We start from the raw sequence: 22688 nt of genomic DNA on the forward strand, positions 1-22688 counted from the left end.
ATCGTGGTCGACGAGGTCGGCTACATCCCTTTCGAGCCCGAGGCCGCGAACCTGTTCTTCCAGTTCATCTCGGGCCGCTACGAACGTGCGTCCGTGATTGTGACCAGCAACAAGCCCTTCGGGCGCTGGGGCGAGGTCTTCGGCGACGACACCGTCGCCGCAGCCATGATCGACCGTCTCGTCCACCACGCAGAAGTGATCTCCCTCAAGGGCGACAGCTACCGCATGCGCGGCCGCGACCTCGGACGGGTTCCCGCCGCCAACACCGGGGAATGACCAACATCAACTGACGCAAGGGGTTCACTTTCACCTGCCGGAAGTGGGTCACGATTCAAGCGTCGCCGACACCCGCCCCACCGCGGCCCGCCCCGCCCGCACCCATGCCGGGATCCGGGCGTCCGTCGTGCGCCGTGGGGGCTCGCCGTCGGCAGCGTTTCGTGCTGCTCTACAACCAGGCCCGCGCCCTTCCCGTCCGGCCCATGACCGCGAACCGCTCATCGGCCCGGGGTCAGTGCGCCGCGGCCAGTCCACCAATGAGGGCGCCACGATCGTCACCACTCCTGAACCGCAGCTCGCTCGCTGAACATCCCCACTCTGAAAGCCGGAGTGAGCGGGGCGACGAGCGGCACTTGCCGATTTCAGAGATCCCCATCGTCCGGCGGTCCTTCGCCACCGCGTGCCTGGGCTGGCCGCGCCCCGGCCGCGACCCGAGCCCCCGCCCCGGCCGGCTGCCCGCCTACGCCGCTGCCCGCGGCCCGGAGCCGGCCGGTGACCCGGGCGGCCGTCCGGGCCGGGACCTCGCCGTCGGCTGTGGTCCTTCGCGTGTCCTGGCCGTCGCGCCTGTGCCCACACTGCGCGCCGCGTCGGGGCGCGGCTGGTCATACGACGGAGCCGGGTCCGCACGGCAGGCCCGGGCTCCGTGACGTCGTCCCCGCGTGTGCGGGGTAGGAACAGTGGCGCGTTTCCGAAATGATCTGGAAAGCAGGGACGGCAGGCTTTCGCTGACGCAGGCTGGCTGGAGGCCCGCACCTAGACGCTGTCCCTGCAGGCCGGCGCCGACGGCTCCACCTTCGCCACCGTGAAGTCCGCAGCTGCCTAGGCTTTCGACCCGGCGGCGGACAACACCGTCACCGTCACCTTGCCCGCCACCGTCCGGCGCTGGTTCCGGCTGACGGTCACGGTCAGCAGCGGCTGGCGGCCGGTCAGCGCTCTCGGAGTTTCGAGGTCCGGAGTTCGTAGTACCAGACCCGGCTGCGCGCGGGGCGGTGCGTGCGCGCGGCGCGGCCCCGGGCAATCATGCTGGTGATGGAAAAGCGTCCCGCCGTACGTCGTGGAGGATGACCCGTGTCGAAGCCGCCCTTGCCCGAAGCCGCCGTCGCCATGCTGGAGAAAGCCAACCCCGCCGTCATGTCGACGCTGCGCCGGGACGGCCAGCCGGTGACCGCGGCCACCTGGTACCTGTGGGACGACGGGCGTGTGCTCATCAACATGGACGAGGGGCGTGTCCGGCTCCAGCATCTGCGCAACGACCCCAGGGTCTCGCTCACGGTGCTCGACGAGGGCGGCTGGTACACCCATGTGACCATCATCGGCCGCGTCGTCGACCTGCAGGAGGACACCGACCTGTCCGGCATCGACCGTCTGTCCCGCCAGTACCTGGGCAAGGACTACGGGCAGCGCGACCGGCGCCGCTACAGCGCGTGGATCGAGATCGACCGCTGGCACGGATGGGGTGCGCTGAAGGACAACGAGCAGCCCGGCTGACGAGCCCTGCTTGCCGATGCCCGCGTCGGGAGCAGGCCGATCCCGCCGACCTTTGCCGCACTACCTTGAACCGCTGATCCACCAGATCGACACACTCATGCAGACCCGGCACCGGCAGACCGGACCGCTCACGCATCACAGCAGTGGCCTGCACGTTCCGCCCTGCCGAAACGAGGCCGTCCACCTCCGCCTGCACCTGGACGGAGAGCCGGTCCCACAGAGCATTCTCCACACCCCGCGTTGAACCCCTTAGGCCGACTTGGCAAGCACCATGAGCCACCGCCTCACCGAACAACCCTGGCGGGACAAAGCGCGACAACGTCTGCGGCGGCAGCCGGACCCCGGCGGACGCGAAGAACCCGATGCGCAAGTGGCCCGAGTCGGCCCGGGCCTGGGCCAGCAGGTCCTTCTCGGCGGCGTCCAGCAGCGCCAGCACCTCCTGTCCGCGCAGCGACAGCCGCCGTCCCGCCGTCGTCAGGCGCAGGCTCTGTACGCCCCGTTCGACCAGGCCGACCCCTACCTCCTTCTCCAGCTGGGCAAGCTGGTGGGAGACAGCGGAGGGTGACAAGCCGAACTCGCGTGCCGCCCCCGCGATGCTCCCGGCATGGTCGATCGCGGTCAGGACGCGCAGGCGGTACGTGTTGAGCATGCGGCCACCATAATGTCCCGGCTCGCGCACGTCAGGGGGTGAATTCGGGCAGCGTTGACGGAGTTCTCCCAGGTCACGACGAGGGATCCAGCGATGGCGCCGCCGGAGCACCAGCGGCGCCGCACCCGGGACGGCGCCCGCGGTCGGCGCGGTACCTGCGCGGAGCGCCGGCGGGCCCACCGAGAACGCTGCGGCATCGCAGGCCGAGGAGGGCCGACGCCTTCGACAAGGACACGAACCAGTGGAGCGGCGTCCGGGCCGGCCGGTCGCTACGAGTGCCCCTCAGCCAGTGGTGGTCCTCCGGACTCCGGAGTCCGCGAATGGCCCTCGACCTTCCGGCGACCGCCGCTCCGCTCGGGCACGTGGTGGTAGAGCCTCCAAAGAGCCAGGTCGTAGGTGATCTTCATGATCCCGCCGATCAGGAGGGGCCAGCCGGCGTGCGAGACGGTGAGCAGGGCGCCGGCGGCAATCGGGGTGGCGGCGGCCGCCAGGGCCCGTGGAACATTGGTCACTCCGGCTGCTGCCATTCGCTCGCCGGGTGGCACGAGCGCCATGACCAAGGACTGGCGGGCAGGCACATCCATGGACGAGCACGCGGCGCGCCCGAGCAGCAGACTCACGGCCAGCCAGGCACTCGGAGCGAGGGCGGCCAGGGTCAACATGACGTCGGCCGGCAGGTGCGTCCAGACCATCGTCTTGACCAGGCCGAGGCGCTGAGCCAGGGGCCCCGCCGCGAGGAGCGAGGTGGCCGCCAGGATGCTGGCGGCGAAGAAGACGACGGCCAGCGGGGTCGGGCCCAGCCCGAAGCGGAGATGAAGCCACAGCACGAGCAGGGACTGGATGGCGAAGCCCCCTCCGGCCGCATCGAGACTGAAGAGTGCAGCCAGTTCCACGACTGTGCGACGCGACTCGCGCAGTGGTCGGCGTTGCCGGCGGGCGGGCGAGCGGTCATCCTGCGGCAGGCGCTGATAGGCGTGGCAAAGGCCCACAGCGATGGTGGCGTAGAGGAGGAAGCCACCTCGCTCCGCTGTCAGCACGCCGATATGGAGCACGTCGCTGGCGGGACCTGGCAGGGCTGAGGCGAGGACTCCCAGGGCGGCGCCGAGCGTGCCGGCGAGCGTGTAGTGCCCGTAGACACGTGGACGGGTCGTGTCACTGATGCGCTCGGCCACGTAGGCCTGCTCGATGGGGAGGAACACACTCACGTCCCCCGACGTCGGATTGAGTGTTCCGACGACCGCGACCGCAAGGAGCAGTCCGAAGGCGCTGGCGAGCGCGAAACCGACCCCGGTGGCGGCCATCAGTGCGGCGGCGGCCAGAAGGAGATGGCGGAACTGTCGGCGACCGGCTCCAAGGCCCACGCCGAGCGTCAGTGCGGCGGATCCGATGAGGGTCCCGGTCACCACGGCGCCGATCTGCAGCGGGGACAAGCCGAGGGCGCTCAAGTACTGGGCCATGAGGATGCTGACAAATCCGTCAGCGAACCCCCGTAGGAAGCGTGTCCGCAGAACGACGGCGACCCCAGGATCGCGGTCCGCCGAGAGCCTGCGGCCCGAGGCCCCGGGGCGGAGGTTGCTCGCCATCCGGCCAGACTAGCGAAATTCATTCCATGAGTTCGCTATATTGGCGAACTGTGTTCCTTACGACTGAGCTGCCTGGATGAGCCCGGCCCACGCCCCGACCGGGGGGCAGGTGGCGACCCGTCTCCGAGCTGCGACCGGGGCGATGCGTGACAGCGAACGCCGCGTCGTCGACGTGATCCTGGGGCAACCCGACGTCGTGGCCGACGCGTCGGTGTCAGAGGTGGCGGCGCTGGCCCGAACCGCCACGTCGACGGTGGTGCGGGCTTGCCAGACCGCCGGATTCAGCGGGTTCCACGAGCTGAAACTCAGCCTGCTCACCGACCTGGCGCGGCGGCGGCCCGACCCCGCCGGCCAGACACGTGAGCTGGGTGCCGGCTCGACTCCAGAAGAAGCACTTCGCCTCGTCTTCCGCCTCAGCGCCGAGACCCTCGACACCGCCGCGGCCACGATCGACGCGCCTGCTTTCGCCGAGCTGGTGGCCCGGCTGGCCGCTGCCCGGCGCGTTCTGGTCGTGGGACTGGGAACGTCGATGAGCCCCGCTCAAGACGCCGCGTACCGCCTTCAACTGCTCGGACTCATCGTCAGCGCCCCGACCGACAGCCACGGCTTGGAGATCCAGGCGCGTCAGCTCGACGCCTCCGATGTCTGCCTGCTCATCAGCCATTCCGGTGCGACCCGGGACTCCCTGCAGGCAGCCCAGGTGGCCAAGCAGGCGGGGGCATACGTGGCAGTCATCAGCAGCTTCGCCCGCTCGCCGCTGACCGAGGTGGCCGATGCCGTACTCGTGGCGGGGGGACCGAAACAGGGCTTCCGACTGGAGGCCATGACCAGCCGTCTTTGCCATATCGCTTTGGTCGACGCGATTTTCGTGGCGTTGGCCCTCGCCGATCCGGACCGCTTCTCGCCGTTCCTGGACCTCGCGTCGGTGGTCACCGCCGGCCGGCTCGTCTGACGGGAACGGCCGTAAGGGATCCGACCGTGGTCGGCCAAGCGTCCGTGACCGAACCCGCATGTGAAGGACGGTGCTGCTCGCTGGGATGTGCTTATACCGTGATCAGAGGTTTCTTCCCCGCGGCGAAGGCCACCAGTTGGGCGATGAGTTCGTGCTCCTCGTCCAGGGAACGGGAAGGCGCGCCTTCTGCGACCTCGCTGACGCGATCATCGCCGTCCGTAGCCTGCTCCGTCGGGCGTGGACGACCCACCGGTGGACAGTCGGCCCGTACCGACGCCCATGAACGCACACGTATACGCGCGAGCCCCAAAGCAAACAGTAGCCATGGCTATAGTAGCCATGTACCGTATATTCCATGAGCAAGGCCTTCGAGGGCCCGAGCCCCGGCTTCCTGGTCTGGCGGCTCTCGCTGAAGTGGAGAGTCGCTGTCGACCGCGCGGTCGCACCTCTGGGCCTCACTCACGCCAAGTACGTACTCCTGGCCTCGCTGTACGGGATGCACCGCTCCGGACTGCGACCAAGTCAGCGTGAACTCGCCGACCGTACCGGCCTCGAGGCGCTCTACATCTCCAAGCTGGCCCGCACGCTGGAGGTCGAGGGCCTGATCGAACGCCACCGGGACCTGGCCGACACCCGCGCCGTACAGCTGGTGCTCACCGCCGAGGGGCGGGAGGTCACCGGCCGTGCGATCACCGTCGTCCAGCAGTTGCTCGACCAGCTGATGTCGCCCCTCGGTGGCCGGGGAAGCGAGCGCTGCGAAATGTTCGTCCAGGAGCTGACCGTCCTGCTCGACGCGCCACTCGACCAGTTCCACCGATCCGAGGAAGAGAGGTAGCCATGACCACCACGCCCACCCTCAACGGCCAGGTCATCGGCCAGGCCCACTACGCCACCCGCGCCCTGCTGGAGCGCGCGCTGTCCCGCACCGACACGACGTTCAACCAGTCGGTGGTGCTCAACGCCGTTGCAGGCGGCGTCGGTTCCATCGACGCCCTGGTGAGCCGGATGACCGGCGCGCTCAAGATCGACGAGGCCGCAGCCAGGGCCACCGTCGCCGAACTGACCGAGAAGCAGCTGGTGGAAGCCCTACCCGGCGACGCCGTGCAGGTCGACCTGACCGAGGCGGGCCGCACCCTTCAGCAGCAGATCCAGACTGCCCTCCGCGAGATCACCGAGCGCCTGTACGGCGGCATCCCGGCCGCCGACCTTGAGTCCGCCGGCCGGGCACTCACCCTGATCACCGAACGCGCCAACACGGAGCTCGCCAACTAGGCTCCGCACAGCGTGACTTGGACGTCATCGGTGGAACCGACTTTCGGGGTGCTGGGTGGGACGACGGGTCGGGTGAGGCAGTGGGCCGTCGGAGCAGGGCAGACAGGGGAGCTGGGACCGAGGGGGGAGCGCCGGGCGGCGCTCCCCCCGGGGCGGACTATCCCGCGATCGGCGTGCCGTCCTGCGCCGTCGCAAAGATGTGGATGTCCTTGTTCGAGGGCAGCGTGATCGACGCGACGACCTTGGCCGGGTCGACGGGCACGCTCTGCTCGTCGACGTAGAACGCGTGGTCCTGCTTGCCGAGCGCCTGGTTGCGGTAGGCCATCGCGGCGACCTCCGTGTTCCCGGCGCCGGGCGCGGTGCCCCAGTCCGACTGCGCCAGCGTCGCCGTGCCGCTGCTGCCGTCGGTGTAGTGGATCGTCACGGTGCCGGAGTGGGCGCCGTTCGTCGCGGCGCCGAGGAAGCCGATCCGGGTGGCGCCGGACCGGTGCGGCATCAGGATGGTCTGGCCGAGCGCCCGCACGTTGTCGTTCGTGCACGGCTGCGCCTGCGGCCAGGTGAAGGACAGCCCGTCGACGCTGACGTGGGCGCCGGGGGTGAGGGACTGAGGAGTGGCCGCGGCGAGCGCGTCCGCCGAGTAGGTGTCGGTGCCGTTGTCGAGCTGGCCGCACCCGCGGTTGCCGTCCGGCGAGATGCCCACGTCGTTGGCGTAGTCCGACAGCGCGGCGCTGGCCCCGACGGTGAACTGCCCGGTGTTGGAGGCCCCGCCGGGCCCGGTCACCACCGCGACGCTCGCCGTGCTGCCCGGCTCGACGCGCCAGACGTTCCCCGGTCCCGTGGACGTCGAGACCTCCGGGCCGCTGGGCTTGGGCACCGTGAAGGTGATGGACGTGTCGGACCACTGGTCGATCCGCAGCGTGCCGAGGTCGCGCGCGCCGCCCCAGTTCACACCGTTGTCGGACAGCAGCAGGTGCCGGCCGTGAGCGGAGGGGCCGAAGCCCTTGCCGGTGACGGTGACCTGCTGCCCCGGAGCCGCCTGCGCGGGCGAGACCTCGCTGATCGTCGCGGGCCCGGTGGCGTGGTCGGTGAGCGTGACGTCGTCGACGTAGCCGCGGTAGCCGCCGTTGCTGCCGGGCCGGTCGTAGCCCAGGTCGACGCGGACCACCTCGCGGCCCGCGGCCGCCTTCCCGATGTCCACACTGACCTGGTTCCACTGGTCGGGTGTGAGCGTGCCGCACTGCGCGGCCGGCGTGAGCGGGGAGCCGGGCAGGCCGTGCAGCGTGCTGCCGTCGGAGAAGACGAGGTCGAGTGCCACGCAGCTGCTGTTGTCTCCGCTGACGCCGGGCGCCGCGCTGCCCTGCGCCTGTGGGTAGATCCAGTACGTCAGCGTGGTGTTCCGGCCGGTGCGCACCGGCCGGTCGGCGAGGTCGAACAGCCGCATGTAGGCGTGGTCGTCGGCCGCGCCGGTGGCCTGGCCGGAGTACATCAGCGCGTTGGTGCCGTCGTGGTCGAGAACCTGGCGCGCGCTGGCCTCCGGGCCGGTGGCGCTGCCGTACGCGCGGACCCCGGCGATCCCCCCGCCGCCGGGCGAGGTGTCGACGCCGTCGACCCAGTCCGGCGCGGGCTGGCCGTGCTCGAAGCCGGTCTGGAAGACGGTCCCGCCCGACGCCACCGGCTGCGGCCGGCGCAGCCCCGCGGTGGCGAGCGCGGTGACCTGGTCGCCGCCGCCGTAGTACATCATCCACTGGCCGTTGTGGAAGAAGATGCTGTTCGTCCACACCGTCTTCGGCGTCTGCCCGTTCCATTCGTAGGGCACGTCCGGCGTCGGGGTGAGCACCGCGTCGCTGAGCTGGTGGAGCATCAGCGTCGGGTCCTGGCCGGAGAACTCCTCCTCGCTGATCGCGTAGAACCAGCGGCCGTTGGCCATCAGCGTCCCCGCGGTGAAGACCACGATGTTCTGGCTGGCGGGCCGGCCCACCACGGTCTGGTAGTCGGTGACCGCCACCGACACCTCGTACGGCTTCCAGCCCTTGGGGTAGTGCACGTCGAGCGGGTCGGCCGTGCGCGGGGTGCTGCTGCCCTTCGCGTGCCAGGTGCGCAGGTCCGACGAGTACGCGATGTCCGTACCGGTGTCGCCCTGGCCGAAGTACATGACGTACTCGCCGTTCACCTTCCGCGGTGTGCCGTCGGCGTCGGTGACCACCGCCGCGTCCTTGTTGTTCCCCGCGTTCGGCTCCACCGTCCACGGGGTGCTCCAGTGGACGCCGTCGGTCGAGGTGGACTCGGAAATGTCGTACGAGCCGTAGCAGCTGCCGTCGGCCTTAGGGTGGACGGAGGTGAAGAACGTGTAGTAGGTGCCCTGGAGTTCGAACAGCCGCGGGTCCTCCAGGCCGCACTTGGACTGCTGCCCAGCCAGGTCGAAGCCGATCACCGGGTTGTCGGCGGTGTCCTCGGTGAAGTGGCTGCCGTCGGTGCCGGCGGCGTAGCCGATCTGTGACGGGCCGCCGTCGGTGCCCTGCGCGCGGTAGAGCATCCTGTACTGCCCGCCGCGGTAGAGCACGCCCGGGTTGTACAGGTCGGCGGCCTCGTAGCCGCTGCCGCTCGGCGTCAGCAACGGGTTGTCCGCGCTGCGGGTGAACGGGCCGATGGCCCAGTCGGGGAGGTTCGCCGCGGTGTAACTGGAGTTCCCCGCCGCGCTGGTGTCCGACGCCGCCGCGGGCGCGGTGGCTGCGCCCGGCGACGGGTGCGCGGCCCCGCTCGGCGTCGCCGCGGCCGTGGGCGCCGCGGCGAGCGCCGCGCCGACGGCCAGCGCCACCGCGCCCGACGCGAGCACCCGGGCCGCGACGGGCCCGCGCCGGGCCCGTCGCGGCCCGGGTGCGTCCGGCCTCCTTCGACGGTGCGCGGAGAACAGGCGAAAACCGACCATTTTCCCAACCTCTCAAGTCGACGCGACAAGCCTCGGGGGTCTTCGGATCACGCTGCGCGGTAGTGGGCACGATCCTGACAACGTTGTCGGGGCGGGACGATTCCACCGCGGGTCGGCGGCGTCAAGGGGTGCGGCATGGTCGCCGCATCGCGGCTGCGGTCCCCTGTGTGCGCAACGGCCGTGCGCGGCAGTCGAGTTGCCGGCTGTCCCACTCGGCGGTCCCGAGCGCGCCCGGGCTCGTTCGGCGGCGGGCGCCGATCTCACTCCGGCTGACCTGCGGGGAGTTGAGGGTGGCAGCCGGCCATGCCCGGAGCACCCTCCGCGCCGCCACCGGACGCGAACTCCGGCGTCACGGCAGGGCAACTCCGACGACCCGTCAGATGTCCTGTCAGCGACAGGACATTGCGGGATCTCCCGCCCACCCGAGGGGGAAGGCCATGAGAGAAGCGAGAGGAACCAGCAAAGCACGGCGCGCAGCGGCCGCAGGACTGGCACTGGCCTGCGGGGCCCTGGGCATGACCGTGGCGGCCCTGGGCGCGGCGCCGTCCGCACTCGCCGCGACACCGGCCCTGCAACTGGACGTGACACCGACCCTGTATGTGGAGGCGGGGGCGGCCGGAAACGGTGCGTTCGTGTCGACCCTGATCATCGGGATCGGCACGACTGGCCAGGCGACCAGCAGCCCCCGGCACCTCGTCGTCGACGCATCGGCCCTGGCGGACCGAGTCGTCATGACCGACTTGGACACCCAGGACGGCTGCGCTGCCCAGGAACTCGTGGTCACCTGCGACCTCGCTCCGGCCGTCACCCGGCTCAGCCCCTTCCATCTGCTGGCGACCGACAGTGCCGACGCTCAGTTCGAGGCCGACGTGCCGGTGACCGCCTCCACCGCCGGCGGCACCGGCGCAACCGCCCACGTACGGGCGGTGATCGGCACCCCCTCGCTGCTGACCGCCGTCCTGCCGGAACGCCGGGCCGCGTCGCCGGGCACCCTCGTGCCGTTCTCACCCGTCATCGCCAACACCGGTGACGCCAGTCCCCGCCATGGCTTCACGCTCCACTTCCACACCTCCGACACGACCACGACCCCCGCCGACGCCCGGGCGTTCGCGCTGACCGGCGAGCGGCCCGCCAACTGCCACTACCCGCCCGCGCCGCGCAACGACTTCTGGTGCGCTTTCCCCGACGAGATCGCCCCCGGCCAGGTGTGGACCACCGACAGGCCACTGTCCTACCGGACCCGCACGCCCCTGATGGACGGCTTCATCACCTACGACATCAGGCCGGCCGGCAGCGTCTTGGCTTCACAGGACTTCGACCCCGCGGACTATGTGACCGGTGACGGCCCCCCGCTGACACTCCACCGGTCCGCCGCCCAGGACACCGGACTGACGGCGGGCTGGCTGCACGTCGTCGCCGACCAGCACGCCGACTACCAGGCCATCGGAGGCACCCTGCACGGCACGAGGGGCGACGTCGTCCGGCTGAGCCTGGGCGTGCGCAACGCAGGCCCCGGCAGCCTCACCCAGAGCGGTGCCGACGGCGCGTTCGACGTCACCCTGCCCGCTGGCGTCAGCCTGGTGACGACCGAACCGGTGGTCGCCTCACCCCCGGGCACCTCACCCGGACCCGAACCACTCTGCGTACGGCGGACATCAGGCGCCTACCGCTGCGCGATGCGTGAACCACTGCGTCTCCACGGCCAGTTCGTGCTGAGGTTCGCGCTGCGGATCGACCGGCTGGTCCCTGCCGCCACCAAGGGCGCGGTCGGCACCGTGCGGGTCGTGCCCTCCACCGAGGCGCCCACGCATGACGTGAACCTGGCCAACGACACGGCCACGATCACCGTCGCCCGGCCCGGCTCCACCACGTCCGACTCCCCGACGTCAGGCGGTTCCGGCTCCACCACGTCGGGCGGTTCCGCCTCGGGTGGGAGCACCTCAAGCGGTGGCGGAGCGACGGGTGGCAGTGGCGCGTCCTCGTCCAACGGCGGTCTGACGCCCGACGGCTCGCTGGCCTCCACCGGCTCGGGCGCGACGCTCCCCGTGACCGGTGCGGCCGCGATGCTGCTGCTCGTGGGCACCGTCGCGGTGACGGTCCGGCGCCGCCGCCGGCTCTGACCGGCAACTCGCCGCCGCTACGTCGCGGTGCCGGAGGGGCCGGGTTCCTGCTGACGTTCGATCAACTCCCGTGATGGAGGAGGCTCTTGGGGGAGTCCGGGCCGGGTAGGGTACTGTCGCCGAATCGGCGAAGTCGGTCACTCGCGGTAACCGGCGGCAGGATACTGCGGAGGGTACTCGCGATCATGGCAACGAATCCCGTCACCCGGCACCGGGTCCTCGTCCAGGGTGCGCCGGTGGAGGGCAGCTACCCCGAGCGGGCCCCGGAGGCGTCGCGCGGCGAGGTCCTGCGCATCACGGTGGTCGGTGAGGACATCCTGCGACGTCCCTGCAAGTCGGCGTCCGCGGAGTTCGGCACTCCGGAGCTGTCCCGGCTGATCGATGACATGTTCGTCACCATGTACGTGGCCGAGGGTGCGGGACTCGCCGCCAACCAGGTCGACGTCGACCTGCGGCTGTTCGTCTACGACTGCCAGGACGACGACGGCGTCCGGCACGTGGGCCACATCCTCAACCCGGTGGTCGAGCAGGGAACCGACCCGGAGGAGCGCCGCCTGCTGGAGGCCGGCGAGGGCTGCCTGTCCGTGCCCGGCCCCCACTTCGATGTGAACCGCCCGGCCAGGGCGGTGGTGCGCGGCCGGGACAAGGACGGCAACGAGCTCGTGATCGAGGGGACGGGGTACTTCGCGCGCTGCCTGCTGCACGAGACCGACCACCTGGACGGCCTCCTCTACCTCGACCGGCTGACCAAGCGCGAACGCCGCCGCGTGCTGGAAGAGATGCAGGATCTGATGGAGGGGGTGTTCGCCCGCCGGGTCGAGCGTGCCGAGGCCATCGGGGCAGTCGAGAAGGCGCCCTAGTCCGCCGGACAGCGCGTGCCCGTCGCCTGCCCGTCTGGGGGGGCGAGCGAGGGGGACCCACGGGGAACGGGGCGGGCCGGACGCCCCGAAGGCCGGGACCACGGTGGGACCACGCGCTGTGCAGGAAACCGACAACGGCAGCTGAGGTGGACGGGTCTGCGTACCGGCTGCCGCTGGGGCGTGCCGGCCCGGGCGGGCTTACCTCGAGGCGGGTTCGCCGGACAGCGCACCTGCCATGCGCAGCCACGGAGCGGCCTCCGTGTCCCGGCCCTGTCGCTCCAAGGTACGGCCCAGCATCAGGTGGGCGTAGTGCTCGACCGGATCGCGGTCGATCACCGTGCGCAGCTCTTCCTCGGCGCGCCGCAACTGGGCGGAGTGGTAGTACGCCCGGGCCAGCAGGAGCCGGGGCGCCACCTGGTCGGGGAACTCGGCGACGATGCCGGCAAGGAGCTTCGCCGCGTCGGCGTAGCTCCTCTCCTCGAAGAGCAGCCCGGCCCGCTCCCACCGCTCCGCCGCGGTCTCCTCGCGCATCACGGGCGCACCGTCGCGGACGTCGGCGCCGTCGAAAATGTGCAGAGCGCCCGCCCAGCGATCGGCGGTGGCCTCGCCGTCGGGACGGTAACTGTTGAACCTGTCGCTCATGGCGGTCCTTCCTCGCGGGGCCGGGGGCAGGGGTCGGGTTTTGACCCCGCCTGCCGGCACCAACCGTCGGGCACCGGCCGATATTCCGCCCGGGTCCGGCGCCTGCCGAAGATCGTGTCCTCGCAGGTCAGGCGACCGCTCCTCCCCACGGAGGGTGCCGCCGCGTGCGTCATGGTGCGGGGTGGGACCGCACAGGGCGGGGGCGCACCGGGTGCTTGCTGAGGATGGACACGCGGTTGAAGGCGTTGATGGTGATCGCCACCCAGATGACCGCGGAGATCTCGTCGTCGGTCAGGACCGCGCGAGCGGATGCATAGGCGGCTTCCTGCGCCGTGGCGTCCGAGGGGCTGGTGGTGGCTTCCGCAAGGGCGAGGGCCGCGCGTTCACTCGGGCTGAAGAGTTCGGTGTCGCGCCACGCCGGCAGCACGCCCAGCCGCCGCACATCCTCGCCGGCCTCCAACGCCGCCGTGGTGTGGGTGGACAGGCAGTAGGCGCAGCCGTTGATCTGTGACACGCGCAGGTTGATCAGTTCGACGAGTATCCGCTCCAGCCCGGCGTCCGCGGCGACCGAACGGACCACGGCGGCGCTCTCGCGGAAAGAGCGGTACGCTCCCGGACTCTGCTTGTCGATGAAGACCCGCTGCCGTGCGTTCTCCCGCGCCACGTCATCCATCCGCACTCCTCTTCAGCGAGCCGCTGCCGGCCGCTCCTCGGCGTCCCGCACGTCCCGCCGGCACGCCCTCGAGTGCATAATAGTTGAACGTGCAATCGTATGGAGGGAGGCGTCGTACGGTGAGCAACAACGAGACCGACCCCGCCGAGTGGCGCTGCGGCGCCGGGGCGGACGAGGGTGTGGCGCGGCGGGAAGCGCGGGTGGAAGCGCGGGTGGAGGTCCTGTCCGCGCGCGATGTGCCGTTGGGCGGCCCTCGGGCCATGACGGTGCGGCGCACGCTGCCGCAGCGGGCCCGGACCACGATCGGCGCCTGGTGCTTTGCCGACCACTACGGTCCCGACAACGTCGCCGAGTCGGGCGGGATGGACGTGGGGCCGCATCCGCACACCGGGCTGCAAACGGTGAGCTGGTTGTTCAGCGGGGAGATCGAGCACCGGGACAGTCTGGGTACCCGCGCGTACGTGCGGCCGGGCGAACTGAACCTCATGACCGGCGGCCACGGCATCTGCCACTCGGAGGTCTCCACCGCGGCGACCACGGTCCTGCACGGCGTGCAGCTGTGGGTCGCCCTCCCGTCGGACCATCGTGAGGCCCGCCGGAACTTTCAGCACTATGTCCCGCGGCCCGTCCCGGTCGGAGGGGGTGAAGCCAGGGTGTTTCTCGGCTCCCTGGCGGGCGACACCTCGCCGGTACCCACCTTCTCGCCCCTCGTGGGCGCGGAGCTCGTCCTGGCCCCGGGCGCGACCACCAGCCTCGCGGTCGACCCGTGCTTCGAGCACGGCCTCCTCGTCGACAGCGGGAACGTCAGCATGGCGGGAACGCCGCTGCGCCCGGCCGAACTGGGCTACCACGCTCCCGGGACCGAGACGCTCACCCTCACGAACACCGGCGACGTCCCGGCTCGGACGATCCTGCTCGGTGGGACACCCTTCGACGAGCCCATCGTGATGTGGTGGAACTTCATCGGGCGCGACCACGACGAGATCGCCGAGGCCCGTCAGGCATGGGAGCGGAACTCGAGCCGGTTCGGCGGCGTCGAGGGCTACGAGGGAGACCGCATCCCCGCACCCGTCCTGCCCAACGCCACCCTCACCCCGCGCCGGAACCCGGCGCGCCCGTCCCAGGAAGGCGCCCGATGACATCGTCCACCGCCCCGGTCGTGGAACTCGCTGATCAGCGGCACCGCTACGAGGTCCTGGTCGGCGGCCGGCTCGCAGGGTTCACCGAGTATCGCGATCGCGACGCGCAGCGGGTCTTCTTCCACACCGAGATCGACGAGGCGTTCGCCGGACAGGGCCTGGCCTCCGTGCTCGTCCAGCAGGCTCTGGACGACGTGCGGACATCGGAGATGCGCATCGTGCCCGTCTGCCCCTACGTGGCCGGGTTCCTGCGGAAGCACCAGGAGTTCTCCGACATCACCGACCCGGTGACGCCGGACATCCGGCACTGGCTCCGTACCCAGATCGGCTGAGGTGTCCCTGCGGAGTGGGGCCGCGGCCGGCGGTTCGTCGACGGCTGATCGTTCCCGTCCTCGTAGCCGATCCGGATGACGGCGGAGGGGCCGGTGTCCGGCGCGTGGACGCGCCGGACACCGGCCCCTCGGGGTGTCACTTCAGGCCGAAGGCCCGGGTGATGGTCTGGGTGACGCCGCCGCCGTTGCGCTGCTTGGCGGTGACCCGGATGGAGACGTAGCCCGCCCGGCGCGGAGCCTTCAGGGTCGTCGTCCAGGTGCCCTGCTTCTCCTTGAGGTCCTGGCGGTGCCAGGTGGCCCCGTCGTCGTAGGAAACCTCCAACGTGACCGAGGAGATCGCGTCACGGGGCGAGTCGCTGCCGAGGACCTGGGGTGTGAGGGAGAAGTCCGAGGTGCGCTTCGCCCGCCCCTCGGGGTCGAGGTCGGTTCCGTAGTCCAGCTGGGCGAGCGGGACGGCCTCGGCGTCCACGCCCTCAGGGGCGCCGGAGGTGAAGTCCCACTCGGTGTGGGTGGTGGGCGAGTACGGGCCGAACGCGGGGTCAGCCGTGGTGTCGGCGACCAGTTGGTACGGGAGTTCCTGCGGCGACAGGCCCCAGACGTCGAGCGTGGGCGCGTCCTGGGTTCTGCGCTGCGTCAGCAGCGTGTCGCCCTGATAGAGCGAGAACGTCCCCGACACCAGGCTGGAGTAGGCGTTGTGCGCCGACCCCGCGTCGCCCGCGGGTCCCGTGACGAAGAGGCTCATGCCGGGCCCGCCACGGAACGGGATCTCGGCGCTGGTCAGCCGCGGCCGCGTGATGGGGCCGAACCAGCGGTCCTTCTGCACGCTGCCCGGCGGGAAGGACCGCATGTCGGTGTTGGACTGCCAGCCGTCGATGCTCGCGTACTGCTGCCACGTGACGCCGGGTCCGGCGGAGACCCAGTCGGTGCGCCCGCCAGGGGCGGCCAGGGTCGGCGGGAACTTGGCGACCCGCACCATCCCCCACACGGCGTGCGGGTTGGCGGCCGGCCCGTACTCGTACTGCGGACTGTCCTCCCGGCTCTCGACGACCTGCTCGCCGTGCGGCGGGGCGAAGTCGAGTTCGACACGGGCGAGGCTGCGGGGATCCGTCGCGGGCGAGGGGTCGTCGGGCACCCCTCCCAGGTGGTAGTCGGCCAGGTCGTACAGGTACTTCGGCGCGGGGTGCGCCTCGACCGCCAGCTTCACGCCGCCCTTTCCTGAGGTGATCCTCTTGATCAGCGCCTCTCCCTCGTCCAAGGTGACCGAGGCGACCGGGATCCGCCCGGTCGTCGCGCCGTCGGCGTCGCCGTACCAGTCGACTCCGCGGCCGTCGCCGTCGTTGACCACCAGGAGCATCGCCGCACCGGCGGCGTGCGCCGCGGCGGCCTGATCCGTGGGGAACGCGGTGTCACCGGCCCGTACGACCACGGCCTTGCCGCCGGCGGACAGGCCGGTGTAGTCGGCCGGCAGGCCGCTGCCTGCGAAGACGGCGTCCAGGCGGGTGGTGCCGTCCGGCAGCAGCGGGGTACCCGGCTGCACCACCAGGGCGTCATCGAGGCTGTGCCCGCCGTACGTGATCTTCAGCGGCGTCTGCACGGCACGGATCCGCGTGGTGAAGACGAAGCTGCCCTTGGCCACCTTGCCCTTGGTGGGGAGCGCCCACAGGCTGTCGTAGACGGCCGAGGGCCAGAAGTTCTCGTGCAGAGCCTGCTGGTCGCCGGGCGTGGGCGTCCGGGAGGTGAAGGAGCGGTAGACGTCGATCCTGCTGGTCGCGATGGTGGCCGGCTCGGGTGTCGCCACCTTCACCTGGCGTATCCGCGAGGCGTCGAGATCGATGTCCCGGTCGCCCGTCAGGTCGAACTCGGGAACGGTCAGCAGCGCGAAACCGAGGGAGTGGGGTCCGTGCAGACCCGGCACGTCCACCGTGCTGACGGCTGTGTACGACCCGGGGGCCCAGCGGCTGGTGAGCGTCCCGTCCTGGACCCACTTGTCGACGGTCCTCCCGTCGGCGCCCGTGATCTCGACGTCGCCGCTCAACGGCTTGCCGGCGTGGTCCTTGAGGTGGATGGTGAGGTCGTACTTCTCCGATTCGACGGAGACCCCCACGGCGGTGTGCACTTCACCGTCCGCGGAGCGCGCGGTGACCCGGGCAGCGTACTGGCCAGGGGCCAGCCCGTTCGGGTCCACCACGATGTCGACCGTCGAGGATCCGCGCGCCGGTACGGTGACGCGGTCGGCGGCCGGGGTGAACACCCCGGCGGGCGAGTCGCCGTGGTCGGTCGACAGATCCAGCGTGATCGCGGCGTCGGTGGTGTTGGTGTACGTGATCTGCCGGGTGATCCGCTTCCGCTGCGGGTCGGTCGACCAGGGAACGAGCCCCGCGTCCACCGATCCGGTCGCGATGATCTGGTCCTGCCAGTAGGCCGCGGCCACGTTCAGCCGGCCGCTGCCGGCCTGGTAGGGGCTGTAGCCGGGGGTCGGCACGCTGCTGCTCATCAGCGCGTCCTTGATCTGCTGCCCGGTCCACTCCGGGTGCTTCTGCGCCAGCAGGACCGCCGCCCCGGCGACGTGCGGCGCCGCCATGGAGGTGCCGCTGTCCGAGCGGTAGTAGCCGTCGCCTCCGTCGTTCATGTACTGCGAGCGTGCCGCCAGTATGTCCACGCCCGGAGCGGTCAGATCCGGCTTGAGGCCGTCGTCGTCCATGCGCGGCCCGGCGGCGGAGAAGTCGGCGAGGTGGTCGGAGGCGTCCACGGCCCCGACGGTGAGCGCGGCGTCCGCGGTTCCCGGTGCGGTCACGCTGTAGGGGCTGTTGCCCGTGTTGCCGGCGGCGATGACGAAGAGCGCGCCCGTCTCGGCGGTCAGCTCGTTCACCGCCTGGCTCAGGGGGTCGTCCTGGGTGTGCCAGACCGGAGTGCCCAGGCTCATGTTGATCACCCTGGCGTGCTCGGTCCGCGCCGCCCACTCCATGCCCTCGATGATCCCCGACATCGGGCCCGACCCGTTGTCGCCGAGGACCTTGCCCACCAGCAGATCGGCGTCGGGGGCGACCCCCCGCTCCTTGCCGTCGGAGGCGGCGCCGGTACCCGCGACGGTGGAGGCGGTGTGGGTTCCATGGCCCGCCCGGTCCAGGATGTCGGTGCCGGGGACGAAGTTCCTGGACGCCACGATGCGGTTCACCAGGTCCGGGTGGGTGAGGTCCGCCCCGGTGTCCAGTACCGCGACCCGGACCCCGGTCCCCGTGCCGCCGCCGGCCCATACCGCGGGGGCGCCGATCTGGGCGGTGCTGTCGGCGAGGGTCGCCTGCGCCTTGCCGTCGAGCCACACCTTGTCGACACCGGCGGTGAAGGACGGTGCGGCATCCGTGGACCGCCCGGCATCCGTGGACGGTGCGGCGGCCACGGACGGCGCGGTGTCCGCGGTCCCACCGCCAGGCGCCGCCGGCAGCCGGGAGGTCTGCCGCGCGGTGCCGGTGAGGGCGGTCCAGAAGGCGGCGGACTGCGACCGCTTCGCCCGTACCGCCTCCCCGTGCACGGACGGAAGGCTGTGCGTGGTCTCCGCCCCCGGCAGATCCAGGCCGGGCGGCTGGGCGGCCCGGCCCTTGGCGACGTCGGACCTGAGGCCGGTCGGGACCTTCAACTGCGTGACGATCAAGGGCAGTTCACTGCTGTGCGCGTCGTCGTAACCCTGGGCTATCAGTTGGGTGACGTCGAAGAGCTGCTTGTCGAGCCGGTCGGTCGCGACATAGGCCATGGCCTCGTCGGGGAACACGTAGGTGTCCCCGTCCTCGACGGAGGTGCGTACCGAACCGGTGGCGCCCGGCGGGCGTTTGACGGCGTCCACCGAGAGGACCGACCCGTCGGGTCCCGGAGACACCGTCACCTTGTCGCCGGTGATCAGCGTCACGGTGACCGGTGCAGGCCGCGGGCCGCCCGCCGCGGCCGGCGTCGCCGCCGGCGGGGCGGCGCCGTGGGCCTGCACGGGGGTGATCAGCGCGGCGACGAGGGCGGCCCCGATCGTCACAGCGGATCTTCGGGCGAACGGGAGCTTCACGTTGTCTCCAGAGTCGGCGGGCGGTGGAACTGATCACAACGTAGGGATGTGGCGTGACAAAGCCTTGAACTGCCTGTAACCGCCCTGCTTTTCCGGCGGAGTGCGAGCCGTGTGGCTGCGCAGCTCGTCCCGGGCGCGGGGCCTGGTCCGCCACCGCCTGCTGGAGCTCGGCGATCACGAGAGACAGCGCTGGAACAGGCCCGCTCCGCACGCCGGTTCACTCCCGTTCACGGCACAAACCCAGCACGCCCCGGCCGGCTGGCGCGGCCGCCGCCCATGCATCGCACCGGGCCCGTTCGGGACGGACACCTCCCGCCTGACTCCGTATCAGAAACGCCAACTGGCCGCGTCCCCCTATTGGTTGTAGTGTTTTCCAGCAAGTGGAGATCAGTACAATGAAGGGGGATCGATGAGCACACAGGGATCCGGTACATCGACCCGGCGATGGCGCGGGGTGCACAAGGCGCTCGCCGATCCCCTGCGCATCCGGCTCCTGGAGGCGTTGTGGGAGATGCCTCAGTCCGCACGCGAACTCTCCGACCATGTCGATCTTCCCGCCGACCGGCTCTACTACCACCTCAATCAGCTCGAACGGGCCGGGCTGATCGAGATCGCCGAATACCGGCCGCTGGCCCGCGGCAAGGTCGAGCGGGTCTATACCCCCGCGGTGACGGAACCCCCCGGCGACACCGCGAACCCGGAGGAGATGGCGGAGTTTCTCGGCTCGATGCTGGACGCCACCCGGGCCGACATCAACGCTGCCTACCGGTCCAAGCACACCGGAGGCCACCGGGAGATCGCCCTGCATCGTGGTGCGCTGCGACTGACCGACGAGGCACTCGCCGAGCTGCGCGGTCACATCGACCAGCTCGCCACCCGATTCGGCGACGGCGACGCCCCAGGGGTCTGGACGCGGGTGGTCGTCGCGGTCGTCGACCTGCAGGACCGCCCATGCCCGGACGCCCCCGTCTGAGAGGCCGCCATGAATGACAGCGAGGAGCACGCGACCGGCCCTGCGTTACGAGCCTCGGACGCCGAACGCCACCAGGTTGAGGCGCAACTCCAACACCACTACGCAGTCGGCCGCCTGACACTTCCCGAACTCGAGGAACGCGTGGTCGCGGCCTACGAAGCGCGCACCCGCGAGCAACTCCGTGCCCTCCTGGCGGACCTGCCGGGCGAGGCGCAACAACCTGCGCCACCCAGTCCTGTGATCGACTCCCGCCTGCTGATCGTCCTGCTGTGTGTCTCGCCACCTGCGGCGCTCGTCTACTGGCTCATCCGCCAACGCGCGGCACGCCGATTGACCACGCGGGCCAGCGCCAGGTGACGTCCACACTCGCCGCGAAATGACATCGCCTGCCGTGGGCAGGCTCAAGTCGCCACCGTCAGGGGATGGTGTGGTGGCAAGCGGCGCTTTGGGGCCTGGCAGGGGGTGGGGCGGATTGCCCGCGCGCCACTGGTGAAAGCGTTCTGTAAGCACCGCGTCCCGAGACTTCCCGCAGACACCGAATCTGCCGTCTGGGGACTCATGCCGTGAACGCCATCACCCGACTCTGCCTGAAGAACAAGCTGTTCGTCGTCCTGGCCTGGCTGGCGCTGACCGTGCTGGGAGGTCTGACGGTGGGCCACGCCACCGGTCGCCTCTCGCACTCCTTCGCCACCCCGGCCACCGCGGGCTACGACGCCAACCACCACCTGCTCCAGCGCTTCGGCATCGATGGCAACGAGCAGCCGACGCTCGGGGTCCTCACGCTTCCCGCAGGCCGGGGCATGGACACCGCAGCCGGCCAGGCGATGGCCGCCCGCACCTTCGCGGCCGCCGGCAAGGCCGGCCACCTGGCCGTGGCGGACTGGGCGAACACTCATGACACCGCGCTGGTGTCCGCCGACAAACGGACCACGTGGGCGGTGTTCGACATGCCCAATCCCGACACCCCGCCCGGAGCGGGGGTGATGGACCGCATCGAGCCCGCCCTCAAGGCCGCGGCGCCCGCGGGCGTCACCGTCTCGGTGACGGGTTTCGAGCAGATCCAGTCCACCAGCGCGGGCTCGGGCGGCGGCCCCAGCGTTCTGGTGGAGACGCTCATCGGAGCCGCCGGGGCGCTGGCGGTGCTGCTGTTCGTCTACGGCTCGGCCCTGGCCGTCGTGCCGCTCCTGATCGCCGTTCCCGCGATCCTGACGACGTTCCTGCTCATCCTGGGTGTCACCTACGCCATGGACGTCAGCTTCCTGGTGGAGTACCTGGTCGCCGTGATGGGCCTCGGCGTGGCCGTCGACTACTCACTGCTGCTCGTCACCCGCTGGCGCGAGGAACGCGAAGCGGGGCGCAGCAACGAAGAAGCGATCCTGGCGGCCGGCCCGACGGCCGGACGCGCGGTGGTGCTCAGCGGACTGACGGTCGCGGCGGGACTGCTGTCGCTGGTCATCCTCCCGGTTCCGTTCCTGCGCAGCGTCGGTGTCGGCGGCATGCTCATCCCGCTGGTGGCCATCGCCTCCGCGGTCACGCTGCTGCCCGTGATCCTCGCGGCGTGGGGACCGGCACTGGACAAGCACCGCGTCCGCAAGGGATCGACGACGTACAGCGCCGGATGGGAGAGGTGGGCACGTGCCATCGTGCGGCACCGCTGGGCGGCCGGCTGCCTCGGCCTGCTCGTCGTGGTGTGCCTGGCGGTCCCGGCCCTGTTCATGAACACCGGTCAGCCGCGGGCGGACTCCCTTGGCGGCCAGAGCCGGGCCGCTGCGACCCTGCACGGCCTGGAGAGGCAGGGAGTGCCCAGCGCGGTGGTCTTCCCGGTACAGATCCTTTCTCACGGTGGCCCGAGCGCCGTGCGGGACGTCGTGCGGATCACCCGCCGGACGCCGGGCATCCACGCCGTCCTCGCCCCGTCGACTCCGGCGTTCCGCAGCGGCGGCGACGCGCTGATCACCGCCATCCCCGAAGACGAGGGCAGCACGGCGGCGGGCAGGGCCACCGTGGCGCGCGTACGCGCCGCGCTCGCGGGCGTCCCCGGAGGGGTGGAGGTCGGCGGGAACACCGCTCAGAACGTCGACTTCAACCGGGCCGTGTACGGCAACTTCCCCCTGATGCTGGCAGTGATCTCGCTGCTCGCCCTGCTCCTGCTGGCACGCGAGTTCCGGTCGCTGACGCTGGCCGTCAAGGCGGTGGTGGTCAACCTGGTCTCGCTCGGCGCCTCGTTCGGGTTCCTCGTGCTGTTCTGGCAGCACGGGTTCGGCTCGCATGCCGTCTACGGGGTGGCGGCGACGGGGTCGATCCGCAACTGGATCCCGATCATCACCTTCGCGTTCCTGTTCGGGCTGTCCATGGACTACGAGGTGTTCATCCTCGCCCGGATGCGCGAGGAGTACGACCGCACTGGTTCCACCCGGCAGGCGATCGTGGGCGCCCTCGCCCGGACCGGCCGGCTGGTCACGTGCGCCGCGGTGATCCTCGCGATCTCGTTCGCGTCCCTGTCCAGCGCCCCCGACGTGGTCGTGGAGATGATCGCCACGGGGCTGGGCGTCGGGATCTTCGTCGACGCCGTCATCGTACGGACCCTGCTGGTGCCGGCCCTGGTGGCGATCATGGGCGACTGGAACTGGTGGCTGCCGGCCGCCCTCGCGCGGCTGCTGCGGGTCGCCCGCTCGACCGGCGAGGGTGAGATGCCCGCACCGGTCCGGGCACGGGTGGGCGGCTGAGCGGCTGAGCGGCTGAGGAACCCGCAGGG

General features: G+C 71.0%; 18 protein-coding genes and 2 pseudogenes. 14 read left to right on the plus strand and 6 right to left on the minus strand.

Features of this window, described 5'->3' with window-relative positions; translation table 11 throughout:
• The 3 genes from BMW99_RS25260 to BMW99_RS41800 all read left to right on the plus strand — a co-directional run.
• A partial coding sequence (locus BMW99_RS25260; RefSeq protein WP_177226103.1) for an ATP-binding protein occupies window positions 1–276 on the plus strand: 276 nt, incomplete at its 5' end.
• Window positions 277–1344: 1068 nt separating this feature from the next.
• Window positions 1345–1764: a PPOX class F420-dependent oxidoreductase gene (locus tag BMW99_RS25265; RefSeq protein ID WP_069461934.1), complete on the plus strand. Its 420-nt coding sequence runs from the start codon at window positions 1345–1347 to the stop codon at window positions 1762–1764.
• Window positions 1765–2134: 370 nt separating this feature from the next.
• Window positions 2135–2329, plus strand: a complete 195-nt coding sequence (locus tag BMW99_RS41800; RefSeq protein WP_069461933.1) for a hypothetical protein — start codon at window positions 2135–2137, stop codon at window positions 2327–2329.
• Here the strand turns inward: BMW99_RS41800 and BMW99_RS43140 are convergent.
• Window positions 2285–2413 (minus strand): annotated as a pseudogene (locus tag BMW99_RS43140) (helix-turn-helix domain-containing protein); the annotation flags it as partial. The gene BMW99_RS41800 and the pseudogene BMW99_RS43140 sit on opposite strands and share 45 nt — an antisense overlap.
• Window positions 2414–2682: 269 nt before the next feature.
• Window positions 2683–3996 carry an MFS transporter gene (locus BMW99_RS25275; RefSeq protein ID WP_069461932.1) on the minus strand — a complete coding sequence of 438 codons (1314 nt, stop codon included), beginning with the start codon at window positions 3994–3996 and terminating at the stop codon, window positions 2683–2685.
• Window positions 3997–4072: 76 nt separating this feature from the next.
• Between BMW99_RS25275 and BMW99_RS25280 the strand changes: the two genes are divergently transcribed.
• From BMW99_RS25280 to BMW99_RS25295, 4 genes and pseudogenes are all read left to right on the plus strand, one after another.
• Complete coding sequence (locus tag BMW99_RS25280; RefSeq protein WP_069461931.1) at window positions 4073–4948, plus strand: MurR/RpiR family transcriptional regulator; 876 nt, start codon at window positions 4073–4075, stop codon at window positions 4946–4948.
• A 181-nt stretch (window positions 4949–5129) separates the two neighbouring features.
• Window positions 5130–5231: pseudogene (locus BMW99_RS40245) on the plus strand (IS5/IS1182 family transposase); the annotation flags it as partial.
• Between the two features lie 72 nt (window positions 5232–5303).
• A complete protein-coding gene (locus BMW99_RS25290; protein WP_069461929.1) occupies window positions 5304–5783 on the plus strand; it encodes a MarR family winged helix-turn-helix transcriptional regulator in 480 nt (159 codons plus the stop codon).
• Between the two features lie 2 nt (window positions 5784–5785).
• Window positions 5786–6220 carry a hypothetical protein gene (locus BMW99_RS25295; RefSeq protein WP_069461928.1) on the plus strand — a complete coding sequence of 145 codons (435 nt, stop codon included), beginning with the start codon at window positions 5786–5788 and terminating at the stop codon, window positions 6218–6220.
• 157 nt (window positions 6221–6377) lie between these two features.
• Here the strand turns inward: BMW99_RS25295 and BMW99_RS25300 are convergent, their stop codons facing one another.
• Entirely contained in the window at window positions 6378–9146 is a 2769-nt protein-coding gene (locus tag BMW99_RS25300) for a glycoside hydrolase family 130 protein (RefSeq protein ID WP_143080564.1), read from the minus strand.
• A 437-nt stretch (window positions 9147–9583) separates the two neighbouring features.
• Between BMW99_RS25300 and BMW99_RS40840 the strand changes: the two genes are divergently transcribed.
• Both BMW99_RS40840 and def read left to right on the plus strand, forming a co-directional pair.
• Window positions 9584–11266 (plus strand): hypothetical protein, encoded by a 1683-nt coding sequence (locus BMW99_RS40840; RefSeq protein ID WP_176735375.1) that lies wholly within the window; start codon window positions 9584–9586, stop codon window positions 11264–11266.
• 185 nt (window positions 11267–11451) lie between these two features.
• Window positions 11452–12126, plus strand: a complete 675-nt coding sequence (def, locus tag BMW99_RS25310) for a peptide deformylase (RefSeq protein ID WP_075017607.1) — start codon at window positions 11452–11454, stop codon at window positions 12124–12126.
• Between the two features lie 198 nt (window positions 12127–12324).
• Here def and BMW99_RS25315 read toward each other — a convergent pair whose 3' ends face one another.
• Entirely contained in the window at window positions 12325–12768 is a 444-nt protein-coding gene (locus tag BMW99_RS25315; RefSeq protein WP_069465072.1) for a tetratricopeptide repeat protein, read from the minus strand.
• 169 nt (window positions 12769–12937) lie between these two features.
• Window positions 12938–13441, minus strand: a complete 504-nt coding sequence (locus BMW99_RS25320) for a carboxymuconolactone decarboxylase family protein (RefSeq protein ID WP_069465071.1) — start codon at window positions 13439–13441, stop codon at window positions 12938–12940.
• A gap of 119 nt (window positions 13442–13560) precedes the next feature.
• On the opposite strand from BMW99_RS25320, the gene BMW99_RS25325 reads away from it, so the two are divergent.
• Together BMW99_RS25325 and BMW99_RS25330 are read left to right on the plus strand one after the other, a co-directional pair.
• Window positions 13561–14580, plus strand: coding sequence for a pirin family protein (locus BMW99_RS25325; RefSeq protein WP_069465070.1), 1020 nt, complete (start codon window positions 13561–13563; stop codon window positions 14578–14580).
• Window positions 14577–14912, plus strand: coding sequence for a GNAT family N-acetyltransferase (locus BMW99_RS25330; RefSeq protein WP_069465069.1), 336 nt, complete (start codon window positions 14577–14579; stop codon window positions 14910–14912). The genes BMW99_RS25325 and BMW99_RS25330 overlap by 4 nt, the downstream gene beginning before the upstream one ends.
• 136 nt (window positions 14913–15048) lie before the next feature.
• On the opposite strand, the gene BMW99_RS25335 is transcribed toward BMW99_RS25330, so the two are convergent.
• The gene (locus BMW99_RS25335) at window positions 15049–18930 is read right to left on the minus strand and encodes a S8 family serine peptidase (RefSeq protein WP_069465068.1); all 3882 of its coding nucleotides are present in this window, start codon (window positions 18928–18930) and stop codon (window positions 15049–15051) included.
• Between the two features lie 439 nt (window positions 18931–19369).
• Here BMW99_RS25335 and BMW99_RS25340 point away from each other — a divergent pair, with 439 nt between their 5' ends.
• The 3 genes from BMW99_RS25340 (at window position 19370) to BMW99_RS25350 (ending at window position 22659) form a co-directional block, all read left to right on the plus strand.
• Complete coding sequence (locus tag BMW99_RS25340) at window positions 19370–19933, plus strand: ArsR/SmtB family transcription factor (RefSeq protein ID WP_079138657.1); 564 nt, start codon at window positions 19370–19372, stop codon at window positions 19931–19933.
• A 9-nt stretch (window positions 19934–19942) separates the two neighbouring features.
• Entirely contained in the window at window positions 19943–20290 is a 348-nt protein-coding gene (locus BMW99_RS25345) for a DUF1707 SHOCT-like domain-containing protein (RefSeq protein ID WP_075017608.1), read from the plus strand.
• A gap of 206 nt (window positions 20291–20496) precedes the next feature.
• Window positions 20497–22659 (plus strand): MMPL family transporter, encoded by a 2163-nt coding sequence (locus BMW99_RS25350; protein ID WP_069465066.1) that lies wholly within the window; start codon window positions 20497–20499, stop codon window positions 22657–22659.
• Window positions 22660–22688 lie beyond the last annotated feature (29 nt).

Source organism: Actinacidiphila rubida, from assembly GCF_900110255.1.
In the GTDB taxonomy this organism is placed as follows: Bacteria; Actinomycetota; Actinomycetes; order Streptomycetales; family Streptomycetaceae; genus Actinacidiphila; species Actinacidiphila rubida.